We start from the raw sequence: 16852 nt of genomic DNA, 5'->3' as shown, positions 1-16852 counted from the left end.
TGGCCTCATAGCCTTAACTACAAAACCAGACCTATATACTATGTTTACATCTTCAATCTTTAATTATTTACTTATAAAATTATTTTGCGATTTCTACAAAATATTTTAAAGTTCTGATTAATTGTGAAGTGTATGACATTTCATTGTCGTACCATGAAGCAACTTTAACTAATTGCTCACCATTTACTTCCATAACCTTAGTTTGAGTAGCATCGAATAATGAACCAAAGTTGATTCCGATTACGTCTGAAGATACTAATTCTTCTTCAGTGTATCCGAATGAATCATTAGCAGCAGCTTTCATTGCAGCGTTGATTTCATCTTTAGTAGCTTTCTTATCTAAAGTTACTACTAATTCAGTTAATGAACCAGTTATAACTGGAACTCTTTGAGCTCCTCCGTCTAATTTACCAGCTAATCCTGGTATAACTAAACCGATAGCTTTAGCTGCACCAGTTGAATTTGGAACGATGTTTGCAGCAGCAGCTCTTCCTCTTCTTAAATCTCCTTTTCCGTGTGGAGCGTCTAAAGTATTTTGGTCATTTGTATAAGCATGGATTGTAGTCATGAATCCTTTTGTTATACCAAACTTGTCGTTTAATACTTTAGCCATTGGAGCTAAGCAGTTTGTTGTACATGATGCACCAGAAATAACTGTTTCTGTTCCATCTAATACGTCTTGGTTTACGTTGAATACAACTGTCTTTAAGTCGCCAGTTGCAGGTGCTGATATAACAACTTTCTTTGCACCAGCTTTGATGTGGCTTTCTGCTTTTTCTTTTGCAGTGAAGAAACCAGTACATTCTAATACTACGTCTACTTCTAATTCTCCCCATGGTAAGTCAGCTGGATTTCTTTCAGCAGTTACTTTTATTTCTTTTCCATTAACTACGAAAGCGCCTTCTTTAACTTCTATTTCACCATTGAATCTTCCTTGAGCTGAGTCATATTTGAATAAGTGTGCTAAAGTCTTAGCATCTGTTAAATCGTTTATTGCAACCACTTGGAATTCTGGGTTGTCGATCATTAATCTTAATGCTAATCTTCCTATTCTTCCAAAACCATTAATAGCTACTCTTGTCATTACGAATACCTCCTAAAACCTTTTGTATAAAATTTATTGTAAAATATTTATAAAAAATATTTTATATCATGTTTAAATCGCAAAGTATTATAACTTTTAATACTTACGTAATAATAAATATATTGTCGATACAACTGGTCACTTATTGTCCCAGTATATATTTTTTCGTCCCACAACTATATTATAAGTTATCTAGAGAGATTTTTAAATAGTAATTTTAAAAAAATTGTAAAAAAATTATTAAACACGGAATAAATAGCAATAATACCAATATAATTTACTCCAATAATTGCACAATCTAAATTCCGTATTTACCTTTTTCATCCTAAAGCGCCAAACTTTTATCCTAATTTATTGAATATATTCTATAATACTACAAACAAACATAAATATATATTATAATTTGTCTTTTACATATTTATACAAATTAACATTCTACGGATATACAACTTCATAACTAAATGCATAATTCATGAAAAATCATTACATATCGAAGATATTTGCTACCACTTCACAAAGTGTTTTATAATTTTTTTTATATCTGTACTAACTTAATTTTGTTCTTTAAGAGAAGTTTTATGCATCCTTATTTATAATTTCAATTATTTTTTCAGCAGCACCTTCATCAGTTATAAGAACACCGTATTCTTTATTTAATTCTGTTGCAAGAATAGCTTCTACCTTATTCTTTCCTCCTGCAACAGCTATATGAATAGAAATTTTATTCACATCATTTATATTTATACCTAAAGTTGGGCTTAAACATACAACTTTAGACTCTTTATTAAAATAGCATCCAAAAGCCTCCCCAATGGCTCCACTTTCCATCAACCTACTTAATTGTTCATCAGATAAACCTCTTTTAGTACCCATTTTGTCGGCTCGTCCTATACCATAAATTAAAATATTTGCTTTATGTATAGTATCAATAACTTCTTTAATCTGTTTTTGTTGAATAAGTGTTTCTAAAATTTCTTCACTAAGATTTTCAGGAACATGTAATAGCTTATAACTACCATTAAGTTTTCCAGCTAATCTGGCTGCTAAAGTATTTGCCTGAGTTTCAACTTTTTTGCCCATGCCACCTCTTGCTGGCACAACCATGACATCATGTACGTTACTTATTTTAGGAAAACTATCAACAACTTCTTTTATTGTACTACCACCTGTTACTGCTATTATATCTCCATTTTTAATAATGGTTTTAGCATAATTAGCTGCTGCCTTACCAATTTCTTTTAATATAGTATGGTCATTTTCCATATCTCCTGGAACCACTATAACTTTTTTAAGTCCTAATGCTTCTCTTATGGTTTCTTCAATATCTGACAAACCTTTAAGTTCATGAATAAAATCATTAAGATTCTCTAGTAGTTCTTCGCCTTCTTGTGTTACTGTCATTCCCGGAGTATTAATCTCTATTAGTCCTTGGGACTTCAAGAAGTTTATCTCAGTTCTGATAATTCTTTCGCCAAGGCTCAGCATATTGGCTAATATTCTTCTTCCGATTGGTTGATTATAATATATAGCTCTTAATATGTTATATCTTTTTTCCAAAACTTCTACTAGTTCGGGAACTATTGTCTTTTGTAACTTTAATATTTTCTGCAAGATAAACACCCCTTTGGTCTTCCAACGTCCCACCTGAAACTTTCATGTCCCACATCATTATTATATGCGACACACCTAAATTTTAAAAGATAGATTAAAAAATATTTTAATTAAAAAAAAGCTAAGCAAGCCATTACGGCAGCTTAGCATGAACTATCGGCAAGGGCTATGAAACTCCCACCCTTAAGAATGGGAGAATTTCACCCACTTAGCTTAAATATGGCTTACGGAAAAGTAAGGATTAAAATCTTTTTCTTTTGCTTGAAGACTTTATTCCCATCTCCTCTCTATATTTTGCGACTGTTCGTCTTGAAATATTCATTTTTAATTTATTAAGTTCATCACATATGACTTGATCTGAAAAAGGTTTTTTCTTATCTTCACTATCAATTAATTGCTTAATGGTTTTCTTAATATTTATAACTGCTATATCTTCATCATTTTCATTACTTTGTATACCCATTGTAAATAAATCTTTTATTTTTACTGTTCCTCTTGATGTAAGAATATATTTTTCTCTAATGGCTCTACTTACAGTAGATTCATGAACGTCGAGCTCTTCTGCAATTTCCTTCAAAGTCATTGGTTTTAAATAGGACTCACCTTTATCAAAATATTCTAATTGCTTGTCTAGTATTTTTTCTAGAACTCTATATATTGTATTTTTCCGCTGTTCTATACTCTTTATTAAAAATAAGGCACTTCCCATTTTTTCTTTAACATAACTTTGAGCACACTTATCTGCACCCTCATTTATTATTTGCTTATATAAAGGATTAATAGAAAGCTTAGGAAGTACACCTTCATTCATTATAATAAAATACTGACCATCTATTTTCCTTATTTCAGCATCAGGAATAATAAACTTAACCTCATCTCCAGTATAGAAACCTCTTGAAGGTTTTGGTTCTAAAGATTTTATTATATCTCCATATTCCTGTGCCTTTTGTGGTGTTATATTTAACTTTTTTGCAATATTTACATACTTATTTTCAGCCAAATCTCCTAGATGTTCATCTACAATCATCTGCAAATGTTCATTTAAAATTCCTTTTACATTTAGCTGTATAATTAAGCATTCGTTTAAATCCCTAGCCCCTATTCCATAAGGTTCAAATTTCTGAATAATCTCTAAAGCTTTTTGTCCCATTTCTGTTGATATATTTAATTCTCTACATAAATCCTGAAGAGAAATATCTAGGTATCCTCTTGAGTCTAGATTTTCTATTATATAGTCACAAATACAATTTATGTATTCATCTTCATTTAATTCTAAAACCTGTTCATGTAAATAGTCTTTTAATGTTTTTTTTGAAGATATGAATGTAAAAGGAGAAACTTCTTCTTCATCATAGTTTCCATAACTCTGAGAACCATAATTATCAGATTCAAAGTACTTTATCATCTCTTTATAGTCATATCTATCTTGAAGCTTTACTTCACCATCACCAACATTAGGCTGACTTTCAAGTACTGGATTCTCCATGTATTCCTTTTCAATATAACTAACCAAATCAATATTAGACATCTGTAATAACTTTATTGATAATTGCATTTGCTGTGTTAATACAAGTCTCTGTTCCTGAGTTAAATTAAATGTTAATTCCATTCCCATAATCAATCCCTCTTTATATTTTAATCTTAAGCTTATACCATATTATAATTTTATTTTAAATTTTCTGAATAAACAAGCATAAAAAATTTAACCCAGTGATTTATTGTTGTGCAAACGCCACCATTCCATGGTTAATTTACGTTTATTCTATTATTAATATAAATTTCTATAAATTAAAAGTGAACAGGTATAAAAAAATCGCCAAGGCGACTGTGGAGCTGTCGATTTTTTTACGTATCTGCCTTTCCGAACACATGTGAGGAAAAATTGGCAGGCGAACTATATTTTATTTTTTACTCTTTATATGTCGTAATTAAACTGGCCGTCCTAAATTACAATTTCAAGTTACCCACAATTCTTCAATTTTATAGTTTCCTAAAGAGTCAGAATATGAAGAAGATAGCAATGAGACTATCTTCTATAGATTTATATAAAATTTTATTCAAATTAATAGAAAAGCTCTCTTTTAAAATTTATCCACAAGTTTGCTAGAAAACCCCTCTGTTTTTTAAACAGGGGGTTTTTCAGCAAACTGTAAAAAAACTAGATGAGAAATCATCTAGTTTTTTTGCTGCCATTTCCTGAAACGAAATCTGGCTGAAAATTAATGATTCACATTGCTGGAACTGTGAATTCTCTAACTTCTTCTAACTTAGATGGAACCTTAAACTTTCCATCTACTATAGCATTTTTATATTTATCAGCTAAATCAATAACATCCTGTGGAGTATTATTTTTAGTTGTAGGAGCCATTCCAACACCATCACCCTTAAGACCTATTACTAATATATTTGCCTTACCACCTCTAAACTTACCTTCAATTACTTCTTTTGAAGCCTCATAAGCAGCAGCATCAACTTTTTTAACCATTGATGAAAGTATAGCCTCCTTATAGTCTGGTGCTGTTACAGCTTGATCTTGATCAACTCCTATAGCCCATTTTTTCGATTCTTTAGCAGCTTTTAATAATCCTAGTCCTGAGGAGCCAGAAGCATGATATATAACGTCACAACCATCGTTATATAACACCTTAGCCAGCTCATATCCCTTTTTTGGATCACTAAAACTTCCAACATACTTAACTGTTTTTCTACTAATTAATCCTTCTGCAGCAGCTGGATTTACAGCCTTAACACCAGCATTATATCCAGATTCAAATTTTTGAACTGTTGATCCATCCACACCACCAATAAATCCAACCTTATTTGTTTTTGTCATTTTACCAGCTATAATTCCCATTAAAAATGAGCCTTCATCTTCCTTAAATACAATTGATTTCACATTTGATGAATCAACAACAGCATCAATAATTGCGAAATTTTTTTCTCCCATATCTTTAGAGATTTTTGTTAAAGAATCTTTCATTAAAAATCCTATAGCAAAGGTTAAGTCGCTATCCTTTGCTAATTTTTTTAAATTTGGTTCATAATCTTCTTCTTGTTTAGATTCAAGAACAGTTACCTTCACGCCTAAATCTTTCTCAACCTTTTTAAGGCCCTCATAAGCCGCATCATTGAATGACTTATCTCCAAGTCCACCTTAGTCTGTCACCATTCCTATTTTAACTTTTGACTTGTTTGTTTTTCCACCTGAAGTACTTTCTTGTTCACCTTTACAGCCTCCCAATGAAGTTGCTATAATAGCCATAGAAGCTAGAGTAGCTACTAGTCTCTTTTTATTCATCAAACAATCCCTCCCAAGATTTTATATATTAATATTTGCTAATAAAACATTTTCAACTATAAAAAATTTTATCAACTCATTTTATAGGTAAACAACTTTATAACTTTTAATTTAATAAGTTTTAGCTCTGCTCTGAACTTTTACACTCTCTATATTTAGAATATCTACTTATATATTTTCTATACCTAATGCTTTATATGCTGCCATTTCACTTTGTGAAATCTAGTTAAAATAGATAAACAACTTCATAATTTATAATTCAGCAAAAAGCATTGCATGTCTAGGCTGTTTTCCTGAATTAATTAAGGATTGAAGTTGTGTATCTTTAATAGGCTTGATGAGTATTCAATTTTACTTTTTCTAAACGACTATTATTAAATACTAAAATAAAAAAAGACAGATTGGCAAAGCATTACACTTGCATCTGTCTTTTTACTTAGAAGTTTTCTACAAAGAATATTCCACAAGCTTTTGGACCTGAATGAATACCTACTGTACATCCTACTTCTGCATCAATATATTCTATATTATTTTCCTTAAAATATTGTTTTAAAGGCTCATAAATATCCTGATTTTCTATATGAACAAGTACAACAGGTTCTCCTTCTTTTCTACTATGTCCTTCAAAAACTTTAATGATAGATCTTACTACTTTCTTGCTTCCTCTTACTTTTTCTACTAGAGCCACTTTTCCATCCTTAATTGCTATTATCAACTTTATTCCAAGGACACTTCCTATCATTCCAGCAGTTTTAGATAACCTTCCTCCCCTAACTAAATTATCTAAACTCTCAAAACCTATAGCATTATTAATATGAGGGATAGTTTCAACAATTTTCTTTTCTATCTCTTCTATAGAAAAACCCTTATCCCTTAAAGCTATAGCTTTTAATACAAGTATCCCAAGACCTGAAGTTACATTTCTTGAATCTATAACTATAATATCTTTTGTTTCAAACATATCCCTTGCTATACACGCAGCGCTATATGTTCCACTCAGTTCTGATGAAATATGAATAGAAATAATTTTATAACCCTCATCAAGGTACTTTTTATAACAGTCATAAAACCTATTTGGTGTAACCTGAGAAGTAGTTGGAAGAGTGTTCTCTTCTTTTATTTTCTTAAGCATGGTTTTAAGGTCTATTTCTACACCATCGAGGTAACTTTCCTCTCCAAAATTGATAAGTAAAGGTAATACTTCTACTCCATGCTTTCTAAGCAACTCTATAGGAATATCCGCTGTGCTATCTGTTATTATCTTAATCTTTGACATTGCACTCTACCCCTTTTATTTCATATTAGGAAATCCAATCTGTCTTAGTGCCTCATATGCTACTATTGCTGCTGTATTAGAGATATTTAGTGATCTTGTGGAAGTATTAATCATTGGAATTCTAATACCATCAATTTCGTTATGCACATATTCTGGAACTCCTGAGGATTCCCTACCAAACATTATAAAATCGCCCTCTTTATACTCTACTTCATCATAAAACTTTGAAGCATGTGTTGAGGCTAAAAATATTCTTGCATCTCTATATTTTTCTATAAAAGCTTCATAACTTTCATGAATTTCAAGATCAAGGTATTGCCAATAATCAAGCCCAGCCCTTTTTAATTGTTTCTCATCTAAGCTAAAACCTAATGGCTTTATAAGGTGAAGTTTTGAATTAGTTAAGACACATGTTCTTGCAATATTTCCTGTATTTTGAGGAATTTCTGGTTGATATAATACTATATTAAGATTCACGACTCTTCCCTCCGAAAGGTATTATAAATAAAATATGATAATTATTTTTTATCATCTTATTTATAATATAATAATTTCAATTTCTCGTCAAAACTACTATTTTATTTTAAAATTAGCCTTCATTCAAAATAAATTTTTTAATAACCTTTGCCACTCCATCCTTATCATTAGAGTCAGTTATATAATCCGCATTCTTTTTAACAATGTCAATAGAATTTCCCATAGCCACCCCTAAGCCCGCATACTTAATCATACTCAGATCATTTTCGTTATCACCAATGCATATTACTTCTTCTCTTTTTAACCCATAATATTTTGCTAAAGCTTCAACTGCTCCACCCTTTGAAACTCCTTTAGCAATAACTTCTATATTATACTTATTAGAACTTACTACCTCAACATTTTTAATTTTTTCTAACTCTTCTCTAACTTTCTTAAGTCTGCTAACACTCTGATGAACAATTATACACTTAACTATATCTCCTCCATGGGTTTTAAATATCTCTTCCCATTGATTCATTGAACCTATATAGGTTACAGCTACTTCATGTTCTTTCGGAAGAGGTTTTGCGATAAGCAAATTCACAAAGAATTTGTGTATCCTATTGCCTACAAAAATATTTTCCATAGTATGATAATGTGGTGTTACATTATGCTTCTTTGCTATTTTAAATATTTCTAAACATATGTTTCTATCTAAATCTTTTTTATAAATAATCTCGTCCTTATCCTTTTCTCTTATTATAGCTCCGTTAGCGGCAATAACCGGTGATTTAACCCCTATTAAATTAGAATAATAAGCAGCATTATTAAATACCCTTCCTGTAGTAATAACTATATGCACCCCAAGGTCATGGGCCTTTTGCAACACTCTTTTTGTTTCTTCTGATATTTTTCTTCTTTTATTCAAAAGAGTTCCATCCATATCTACACATACAAGCTTATATTTCATTATCATCTCTCCTACACTATTTAATTGATTATTTGTATAATAGTTTTTGTTTTTAACAAAATTTATATATAACTAAGTTCATATTCGTTAAAGATTGAAGTTGTGTATCTTTATCAGGTTCGATGCATGCTCAACTTTATTAATTATATTATATACTTTTTCAAGTAGTATCTAATGGTTCGCTGTGACATTTTTATGTATCCTTCAATAAATTCATAGAATTCTTGTTTATTAAACTCCGTATCTCTTATTCCTCCGTAAAACTCACCATAAATAACTTCAATTAAAAAGCATACTTTATTTGAAAGCTCTACGTCATTTATTTTTTTACCAAACTCTATATCTGTTTCCGTTGAATTCTTATATATGCCGATTTTCTCTAGTCTCTTTTGAGTATATATATATAATGGAATATTGCTTCTATTACCTAACACCCTTATTCTAGTATTCCTAACACAATAAATTCTTGCACATAAGTATAAGATTAATATTATTGCAATAGTACTATTGACTTCTTTCCACTTTATAAATGTAATTTGTTTAACAACTTTTTCATAAAACTTTTCTACTATGCTTTTTTCCATACTAGCTTTAGGCTCATAAGCAATATTAGTCTTCTCCTGTTCGATAAGATTTTCTAATTTATTCTCCTCATTTTTTTTGTTTTTTAATTCATTAGGAGTTGTGGAGGCATCCATCTGTACTAAGATAGCTCCACTTTGTATAATTTTATCATCTTTGTTTGAAAATAAATAGATTTCTGTCCAAGCATGAGCATCCTCATTAGTAACTAAATACTTATCATCAAATGCTTTTCTGGTACTCATTTTAAAACCTTCTACATACTTTGATGGTATACCTGCAATTCTACACATAATAGTCATTGCACTTGCAAAATAAACACAGTATCCTTTTTTCTCTTCAAACAAAAAATGATCTACAAAGTCTGCTTGTTCTGGAACTTCTGAAACTTGAAGACTGTATGTATAATTTTTTATAAGATAATCTCTTATTCTCTTAGCCTTATCATAATTAGTTGATGCACCTTGTACAATATCATAAACTAAATTTACAGTTCTTTCAGTAATTGTATCAGGTAATTGGAGATACTTAGATAAATCCCCTATATTTATTATATAAGCATCTTTAGAAAAACTCATCTGATTAAAATCTTTACTTATAAGTTCATAGTTATAAAAGTTAACCTCATAAGGGAATTTGTTACTCTTATGTGCATAAAATATTCCATTAGCCCTATCTAAATATATTTCCTCCTGAGAGTTAGTGTAATTTGTAATCATCTTAGGATAGTTAGGAGTAAAAAAAATTGATGTGTTAATATTATCTGGATATATTACTATACTTTCTTCTTCTCCTGCCCATGAAGCGAATTCGCCATTATAATAAGGTACAAAACTATCCCCTTTTTCAATTATCTTAAATGTATTAAACCATGCCTTACCAGTATAATTATCTTTTATACTTCCCTTTAGATAAAATGAAGGGTTCTTAATACGCCCATTATATTCAACTCTAAAAACCTCTTTATTATCAACAGAAATTGTTCCCCCTAACTTTTTGGATGAATCAGAATATCCTGACTTTCCTAAAGAATATCCATACTTATCCTTATTACTCTCTTGTGCTGTACCTTCACCTATTACTTTTCCTATACTAGATTTTAATCTTTTAGTATATTTACTCGGCTTTCCTTGTGGAAGTACAGGAATTACTAAAGATATGCAACCTACCATAATAAAAATAGCTATAAATATATTGCGTAGTTTTAAATTATTTTTTATTGAAAATTTCGCTGCTCTTTTTATATAAACATTTAAATAATTCACTCCATAAGTTATCAAACTTACAAAAATATATTTATTAAGGTTCTTCTTTATCTCATCATGATATCCGAGACACCAATAAAATATTAAAATAAATAGAATAGCAATAATTAAAATATTACCAAGTCCTCTTCTTACAAACCACAATGACAATATTACTATAAGAGGTATAAAAAGAGTTATAACTGATTTATACATATAAAATTCTGTTGTTTTTCTATTTATAAGGAGCAGATCAATTTTTTCTATATTATTTACTATATCTACTGTTATGAACGATATCACCTTATCTCTAAATATAATGACATAAACTAAAAGTGCCGATATTAACACCATTGTCAAAAGAATTCTTTTTTCCAGAGATTTTATTTTATAATCGTATATCCAATAAATAAATACTCCAATAAATAAATAATATATTATATAAATGTAATTAACACTATTAATAAGAAGACAATCCCTAAGTATAATTACTGCAAGCATAATATTTAAAAGCACTATAAAAATATTTCTCTTATTTTCTTTAAACCATAACACCTAATTCACCTGCCTTTTATTAATTCCTTAGGGCTTCATCACTTCATTTTCTTCAGAACCTTTAGGTATTTCTATACAGCTAATACCAAGTTTATTTAACCTTGAAATTCCTTCATTCCCTATATCATTATCTATATAAAATATTATTATAGAATACATCTTTTCACTAATTTCTACTACATAATGCTCTATGAAATTAGAAAGAGTATAAGTTATGATTCCCAAAGATAAGCTCATTGAAAGTTTGAATATTTGGCAATTTATATAGTTAATAATAGATGTTATACCCTCACTTTTATTTTCTAAAAAGTACTTAAGGAGATTATTATATTGATCACTATTATTTATTTTAAAAATTTCTGATTTTTTATTATTTATGTAAACATATAGTTTAACATTTTTTTTCATAAGCATATAACTGAGCGAAACACAAAAATCTATAAGACTTTCCTCATTTACTCCTTTTGAATCTGCACTAAAAACATCTTTATTCATATCCAAAAATATACTAAACCCTTGTACATATATCCTATCAAAGTTCTTTACGTAAAGTTCATTAAGTTTTGCACTGACCTTCCAGCTAATAAACCTTAAATCATCACCTTTCGTATACTTTCTCATATCTCTTATTGAATATAAATCACAGATGTTATTTTTTATAGATAGCATATTATTTGTAATATCATTTCTATTAAAAAATATAAAATTTATATCATACAACCTAGGATAAACCTTTACATAAAAACCTGTATCTAGTTTTAATGTAACTTGAAAAATTCCAAACATGTCATTAAAAGAAATCTCATACTTGCCAAAATCATATTTTCCTCTGTTTAAAAACTTTACTTCATTAGAAATTATTTTATTACTATTTAAAAATAAAGTTATTGCATCACCCACATATTCCCTATTAATATAATGAATTGCTTCGTTTCTAATATTACAGTAAGTAAAAAGAAAAGGAATTTTACTTGTAATATAGGTACTAAAAATTTCTTTTTCTCCACAACTATAATATCTGCTAACATTATCATGTGTAATCTTAACACTAAATCTTAGTACAATAATTGTAATAAAACTTAATATAAATGGAACTAATAACATATAAAATATCATATAAGCCAAAAATTCTCCCAGCGCATAAACAAAAATAAAAGAAATCGATAAAAATAGTACATATCTTAAATTTATCTTAATCATTTAAGTCCACCTTCGGTACATCTACTGTCTTTAGTATCTCTTCTATTAACTCACTTCCCCTATAACCTTCCGCCTTTCCTAATGGAGATAATAGTATTCTATGACTTAAAACTAAAGAAGCATTTTCTTTAATGTCTTCAGGAGTTACATATTTTCTACCTTCTATAAGGGCACTAGCTTGAGCTACTCTTTGAAGAGCAAGTATAGCTCTTGTACTAACTCCAAGAGTTACATATTTATTATTTCTAGTTTTAGCTGCTATTTTAACAATATATTCATTAATCTTACTTAACACCTTTACTTTTCTTACCTCATTCTGAATATAAATTATATCTTCTCTTGTTACTACACTCTCTAAATTATGTAAAGGATTTTCCTTATTATAAATCTCTAAAATTTTAACTTCATCCTCTTCTGATGGATATCCAAGCTCTATTCTTATAAGAAATCTATCTAGCTGTGCCTCAGGAAGACTATATGTTCCTTCATAATCTATAGGATTTTTGGTAGCAAATACCATGAAAGGAAATGCCAACTTATAAGTTCTACCTCCCTCTGATATTTGATTTTCTTCCATAACTTCAAGCAGAGCTGATTGCGTTTTAGGTGAAGTTCTGTTAATTTCATCAGCAAGAACAATATTAGAAAATATAGGCCCCTTTTTAAATTCAAATTCCATAGATTTCTGGTTATAAATAGATACACCCGTTATATCTGAAGGAAGTAAATCTGGAGTAAATTGTATTCTACTATAAGATAGATCTATGGTTTTTGCTAATGCTTTTACCATAGTAGTCTTCCCTACACCTGGAATATCTTCAATTAGTATATGACCATTAGAAAGTATTCCTTTTAAAATATTAAATATCTCCTTCTCTTTACCTATAATTACTTTATTAAGATTATTTATGATCTTTATTAAGATCTCTCTTTCTCTCATAATATTACTTATTACTCCCATGCATATGTGTTTTTAAAGATACACAACTTAAATTCTTAATTCAATTATGAAGTTGTATATCCATATTTACTAATTATTGCACATACTCAAAGAATAATACATTTAAAACATATTTTTATAAAATAAAGCTAAGCTATTCAACAAAAATGATTTCTCTCAAATCTACTTCTTTACGGCTGAGATACATATAATTCTACTATTAAGCAAAAAAGCAGCCTTAGAAGCTGCTTTTTCATGAATTATAATTTTACTTATGAAGTTGTATATCCACATATTAATTTTTCTGCTCTGATTGTTTCTGTTGAGTTTGTTCAGTTTGTTGTTTTTGCTGATTTTGTTGATTTACTGAAGGTTGTGATTGCGGTGATGCTTCAGTAGGTTTTGATTGCGACTGCGCAGCCTGTGGTTGTGATTGAGTTTGAGATTGTTTAACCTGTGATTGTTTAACCTGTGGTTGTGTAACCTTTGTCTGTGATTGAGCTTGCGTCTGTGTCTTCTTAATTCCTACCTTCATTACTCCATCAACTTTTCTGTATGTATCCGTAGCTATATTTTCTCTATTTATTTCTTTTCCATTTTGATATGTTACTAGATATGACTTTACCTTATATCCTGTGACAGGTTGCTTATCCCATTGAGTTTGACCGTCTGCAAGATTAGAATCATTTACCTTTGTTATGTTTGGTTGGTATTGTTCTAATGTTTCAGCATATAGTTCATAGGTTTTTCCACCCATACCTTCTACATTTCCATATAAATTTATTATTACATTTTGATTACTTGTATATGCTTCAATATAAATTGGAAAATCATATGAATTCTTAAACTTATAATCTAGTGCTCCCCATACAACAGTAGCATCAAGTCCTAAAGGAGAATAGCTCGTTGGCATAGAGTGATTGATTCTTTCAGTAGACTTTATCCCAGCCCTCATAACTGCTCTATATAAAGTTGTTGAAACTTGGCATATACCTCCACCAATACCTTGTTCCACCTTATCTCCTACGAATATGGATGCATCCTGGAATCCTCTTGCTGCAGTTCTCTCTCCTACTGTTTGATTATAACTAAATGTCTCTCCTGGCATAAGAAGTTTACCGTTAAGAAAGTTTGTTGCAAGAGTTACATTAGTTGCTCTCTGTGCAGTTGAGTTACGTGAAAAATCTGTAGAAAAAGATGAAATATTTCCATTTATTTTAGATAAAGCATCCTTAGTTACCGTTGGCTGAATTTTTTCAACATTAACGTCTATCTCAGCATTTTCAACAATTTTACCAGAAATCTTGTCCTTAATTAATTTATCCAGCTCTTCTACGTTAATCTTATAGCCAATCTCTTCCGGTTGAATACTTACTTGACCACTATTTATTCTTATAGAGGCATTTTTAAAATCCTTATTTACATTACTTTCTATATCTTGTTCAAAGCTTTTAAGCTTCTCTTCATCATATTTAAAATTTAACGATAAATCCTTGTTAGCACCATTATTAATAATGCTATTTTTCTTAAATAAACCTAAATTTTTTCCTTCTTTTAAAGCCTCATCAACTGCTTCTTCTACATTACATTGAGGGTCAATTTTTGAATAATCAAGTTCAAACTTTTTGTCAAGAGCCTTAACTAACAGCTTTTTATCTTTTATAGTATTTGAAAAGTTTCTATTTAGTATTTCAATGGCCTCTTCCTTAGTTTTGCCTGATAAATCAACGCCATCTACCTTTACCCCTGGATATATTTTATTTTCCCACTTTGCTACTTCATTTTTTATTGTAGCAGCATAAACAGAAAATCCTGCAACTCCAATAACAACTACCGCTGTGGTGCCAATCACTGCCCACTTAAAGCTGTTACTCATTTTCCATCCTTTGCTCATACATCTTTCTCCTCTCTGAACCCATGTAAAAACTATTATACTACAAAATATATCTAATATAAATAATCTTTCAAAGCTTATTATTTTTTCTAGTAATAAATAATATAAGTTACCAACTAAATTCAAATAAACATAGAATATATTCAAATTCTATCTAGTAAAATGATAGCAATAAAAGGTGGCTTGAATGCCACCTTTTATTATTTATATATAAATTATCTATAGGTAAACAACTTCTTAACTGAATTAATCTACTGTCATTTTACGAAGTGAAATCTAGCTCAAATTAAGATATACAACTTCATAACTAAATTTATAATTCACATATACAAGTTCATAAAGGATTAAAATTATCTATCTTTACTACCAACTTGTATATATAGACTTACCGCTCAACATATCTTCATCTTAAGTTGTCCTAATAGTATATTTAGTTCTATTTTTTGAAAAATCACCATCAAAATCAAATGCTTCTATACCTATTTCAATTGGTTTGCCCTTAGGAAGGTAGAACCTAGACCTTGGAATAACAAAATAAATATCATTTTTTCCAAGAGTTCCTGCATAATTACTGTTTACAAATATATTATATCCTAATAAATCTTTGTTCGGATTCTTGTTCCATGATACATAGATATTTTTATTATCTACTCTAGCATATAGACCAGCAACATCTGATGGCGGTGCTAAAAAGTCTATACTATCTGGTCCCCAATTTAAATCAACAGGACGATTTACACCTGCAATATTTCCCTCCTCTGTAAACTGCCAAACTCTCCATCTCGTCCATCCTCCAACATCTGGTGGTACTGGCGGATTACCTGCAATCTCTTGATACATAGCTATCCAAAGAGGCATATCACTAAGAGGGAATCCTCTTCCGGGAATATAAAAATCTCCATAAAGATTTATAAAGAATAACCCTGTATAAAGCATAAGCCTTCTTCTTGTCTTCTGTTCAAATCTTTTTCTAAACCTATCTATCCAGTTTACCATTGCAGGTACTGATATTGTGTTATCTAGTGGTGCTTCTACATCTACTACTGGGAACAAATCACCATAATCCCCGAACACTTGTCTAAGTATGTTTATAAAATCATCACATTGACTATCTGCTGTAGTAATATCTTCAGAAGGAAGCGCATAATGATATGCACCTACGGGAATTCCAAACCTTCTACACGCAACTGCATACTCAAAAAACTTTTGATCTACTCTAAACCGACCTGTTCCAGAACCTGAAGATCTTAAGTATACGAAATCTACTGTTCTTGCTAGCACCTGAAAGTCTACACCAGTTATAAATTCATTCAAGTCTGTTCCAAAGGTGCTAAATGGTGTTTTATTCTGCATAGTTCCTCCAATTTAAATAATACTCATACTATTAGAATATTATAAAATTATAAAGTGGTTACATATATAAATAAAATTGATTAGATATAGAACTTATTAAAGATAAACACCTTCAATTATTAACGAATTTTAAGCAAAAGTCTGAGCACTTAATATTTTTTTAAAATTCTTAATTTTATTTTTTACTCTTTAGGTGTCGTAATTAAACTGGCCGTCTAAATTCCATTTTCAAGTTATCTACAATTCTTCAATTTTATAACTGGTCTAAAGAGTAATAAATATCCTCCGGCCTAGCCGGAGGTTTTTCATTAACGGGCGTAGCCCTTTATTACTAGCCACGCCTAAATGGCGTCTGTACGATCTGCCACACGCGATTTATCTGTTAC

The 16852-nt window shown here is 29.9% G+C and carries 11 protein-coding genes and 1 pseudogene; all 12 read right to left on the bottom strand.

Annotated elements, in window-relative coordinates; translation table 11 throughout:
• Positions 1–79: 79 nt before the first annotated feature.
• The 12 genes and pseudogenes from gap to CPJCM30710_RS10720 all read right to left on the bottom strand — a co-directional run bounded on the left by gap (position 80) and on the right by CPJCM30710_RS10720 (position 16466).
• Positions 80–1084: a type I glyceraldehyde-3-phosphate dehydrogenase gene (gene gap / locus CPJCM30710_RS10775; RefSeq protein ID WP_212904179.1), complete on the bottom strand. Its 1005-nt coding sequence runs from the start codon at positions 1082–1084 to the stop codon at positions 80–82.
• 576 nt (positions 1085–1660) lie between these two features.
• Complete coding sequence (locus CPJCM30710_RS10770) at positions 1661–2695, bottom strand: sugar-binding transcriptional regulator (RefSeq protein ID WP_212904178.1); 1035 nt, start codon at positions 2693–2695, stop codon at positions 1661–1663.
• A 241-nt stretch (positions 2696–2936) separates the two neighbouring features.
• On the bottom strand, positions 2937–4304 hold the full coding sequence (gene rpoN / locus CPJCM30710_RS10765) for an RNA polymerase factor sigma-54 (protein ID WP_212904230.1): 1368 nt from the start codon (positions 4302–4304) through the stop codon (positions 2937–2939).
• 618 nt (positions 4305–4922) lie between these two features.
• Positions 4923–5993: pseudogene (locus tag CPJCM30710_RS10760) on the bottom strand (BMP family lipoprotein).
• Positions 5994–6429: 436 nt separating this feature from the next.
• Positions 6430–7269 (bottom strand): DegV family protein, encoded by an 840-nt coding sequence (locus CPJCM30710_RS10755; RefSeq protein WP_212904177.1) that lies wholly within the window; start codon positions 7267–7269, stop codon positions 6430–6432.
• Between the two features lie 15 nt (positions 7270–7284).
• Positions 7285–7746, bottom strand: a complete 462-nt coding sequence (locus CPJCM30710_RS10750; RefSeq protein WP_212904176.1) for a tRNA (cytidine(34)-2'-O)-methyltransferase — start codon at positions 7744–7746, stop codon at positions 7285–7287.
• 112 nt (positions 7747–7858) lie between these two features.
• Positions 7859–8698: a Cof-type HAD-IIB family hydrolase gene (locus CPJCM30710_RS10745; protein ID WP_212904175.1), complete on the bottom strand. Its 840-nt coding sequence runs from the start codon at positions 8696–8698 to the stop codon at positions 7859–7861.
• A 143-nt stretch (positions 8699–8841) separates the two neighbouring features.
• Complete coding sequence (locus CPJCM30710_RS10740) at positions 8842–11079, bottom strand: transglutaminase-like domain-containing protein (RefSeq protein WP_212904174.1); 2238 nt, start codon at positions 11077–11079, stop codon at positions 8842–8844.
• Between the two features lie 27 nt (positions 11080–11106).
• On the bottom strand, positions 11107–12279 hold the full coding sequence (locus CPJCM30710_RS10735) for a DUF58 domain-containing protein (protein WP_212904173.1): 1173 nt from the start codon (positions 12277–12279) through the stop codon (positions 11107–11109).
• Positions 12272–13219 carry an AAA family ATPase gene (locus CPJCM30710_RS10730; RefSeq protein ID WP_212904172.1) on the bottom strand — a complete coding sequence of 316 codons (948 nt, stop codon included), beginning with the start codon at positions 13217–13219 and terminating at the stop codon, positions 12272–12274. The genes CPJCM30710_RS10735 and CPJCM30710_RS10730 overlap by 8 nt, the downstream gene beginning before the upstream one ends.
• A gap of 295 nt (positions 13220–13514) precedes the next feature.
• Positions 13515–15113, bottom strand: a complete 1599-nt coding sequence (locus tag CPJCM30710_RS10725) for a VanW family protein (protein WP_212904171.1) — start codon at positions 15111–15113, stop codon at positions 13515–13517.
• A 408-nt stretch (positions 15114–15521) separates the two neighbouring features.
• Positions 15522–16466 carry a glycoside hydrolase family 25 protein gene (locus CPJCM30710_RS10720; protein ID WP_212904170.1) on the bottom strand — a complete coding sequence of 315 codons (945 nt, stop codon included), beginning with the start codon at positions 16464–16466 and terminating at the stop codon, positions 15522–15524.
• Between the last annotated feature and the right edge of the window lie 386 nt (positions 16467–16852).

Origin of the sequence: Clostridium polyendosporum, from assembly GCF_018332455.1 — a bacterium.
GTDB lineage: Bacteria > Bacillota > Clostridia > Clostridiales > Clostridiaceae > Clostridium_AY > Clostridium_AY polyendosporum.
The sequence above is the reverse complement of the archived record's forward strand: the minus strand, read 5'-3'. Positions and strand labels throughout refer to the sequence as shown.

Coding starts and splice junctions, on each gene's coding strand:
- gap (WP_212904179.1), bottom strand. CDS start 1,084: ATGACAAGAGTAGCTATTAATGGTTTTGGAAGAATAGGAAGATTAGCA.
- rpoN (WP_212904230.1), bottom strand. CDS start 4,304: ATGGAATTAACATTTAATTTAACTCAGGAACAGAGACTTGTATTAACA.
- CPJCM30710_RS10755 (WP_212904177.1), bottom strand. CDS start 7,269: ATGTCAAAGATTAAGATAATAACAGATAGCACAGCGGATATTCCTATA.
- CPJCM30710_RS10745 (WP_212904175.1), bottom strand. CDS start 8,698: ATGAAATATAAGCTTGTATGTGTAGATATGGATGGAACTCTTTTGAAT.
- CPJCM30710_RS10735 (WP_212904173.1), bottom strand. CDS start 12,279: ATGATTAAGATAAATTTAAGATATGTACTATTTTTATCGATTTCTTTT.
- CPJCM30710_RS10730 (WP_212904172.1), bottom strand. CDS start 13,219: ATGAGAGAAAGAGAGATCTTAATAAAGATCATAAATAATCTTAATAAA.
- CPJCM30710_RS10725 (WP_212904171.1), bottom strand. CDS start 15,113: ATGAGCAAAGGATGGAAAATGAGTAACAGCTTTAAGTGGGCAGTGATT.
- CPJCM30710_RS10720 (WP_212904170.1), bottom strand. CDS start 16,466: ATGCAGAATAAAACACCATTTAGCACCTTTGGAACAGACTTGAATGAA.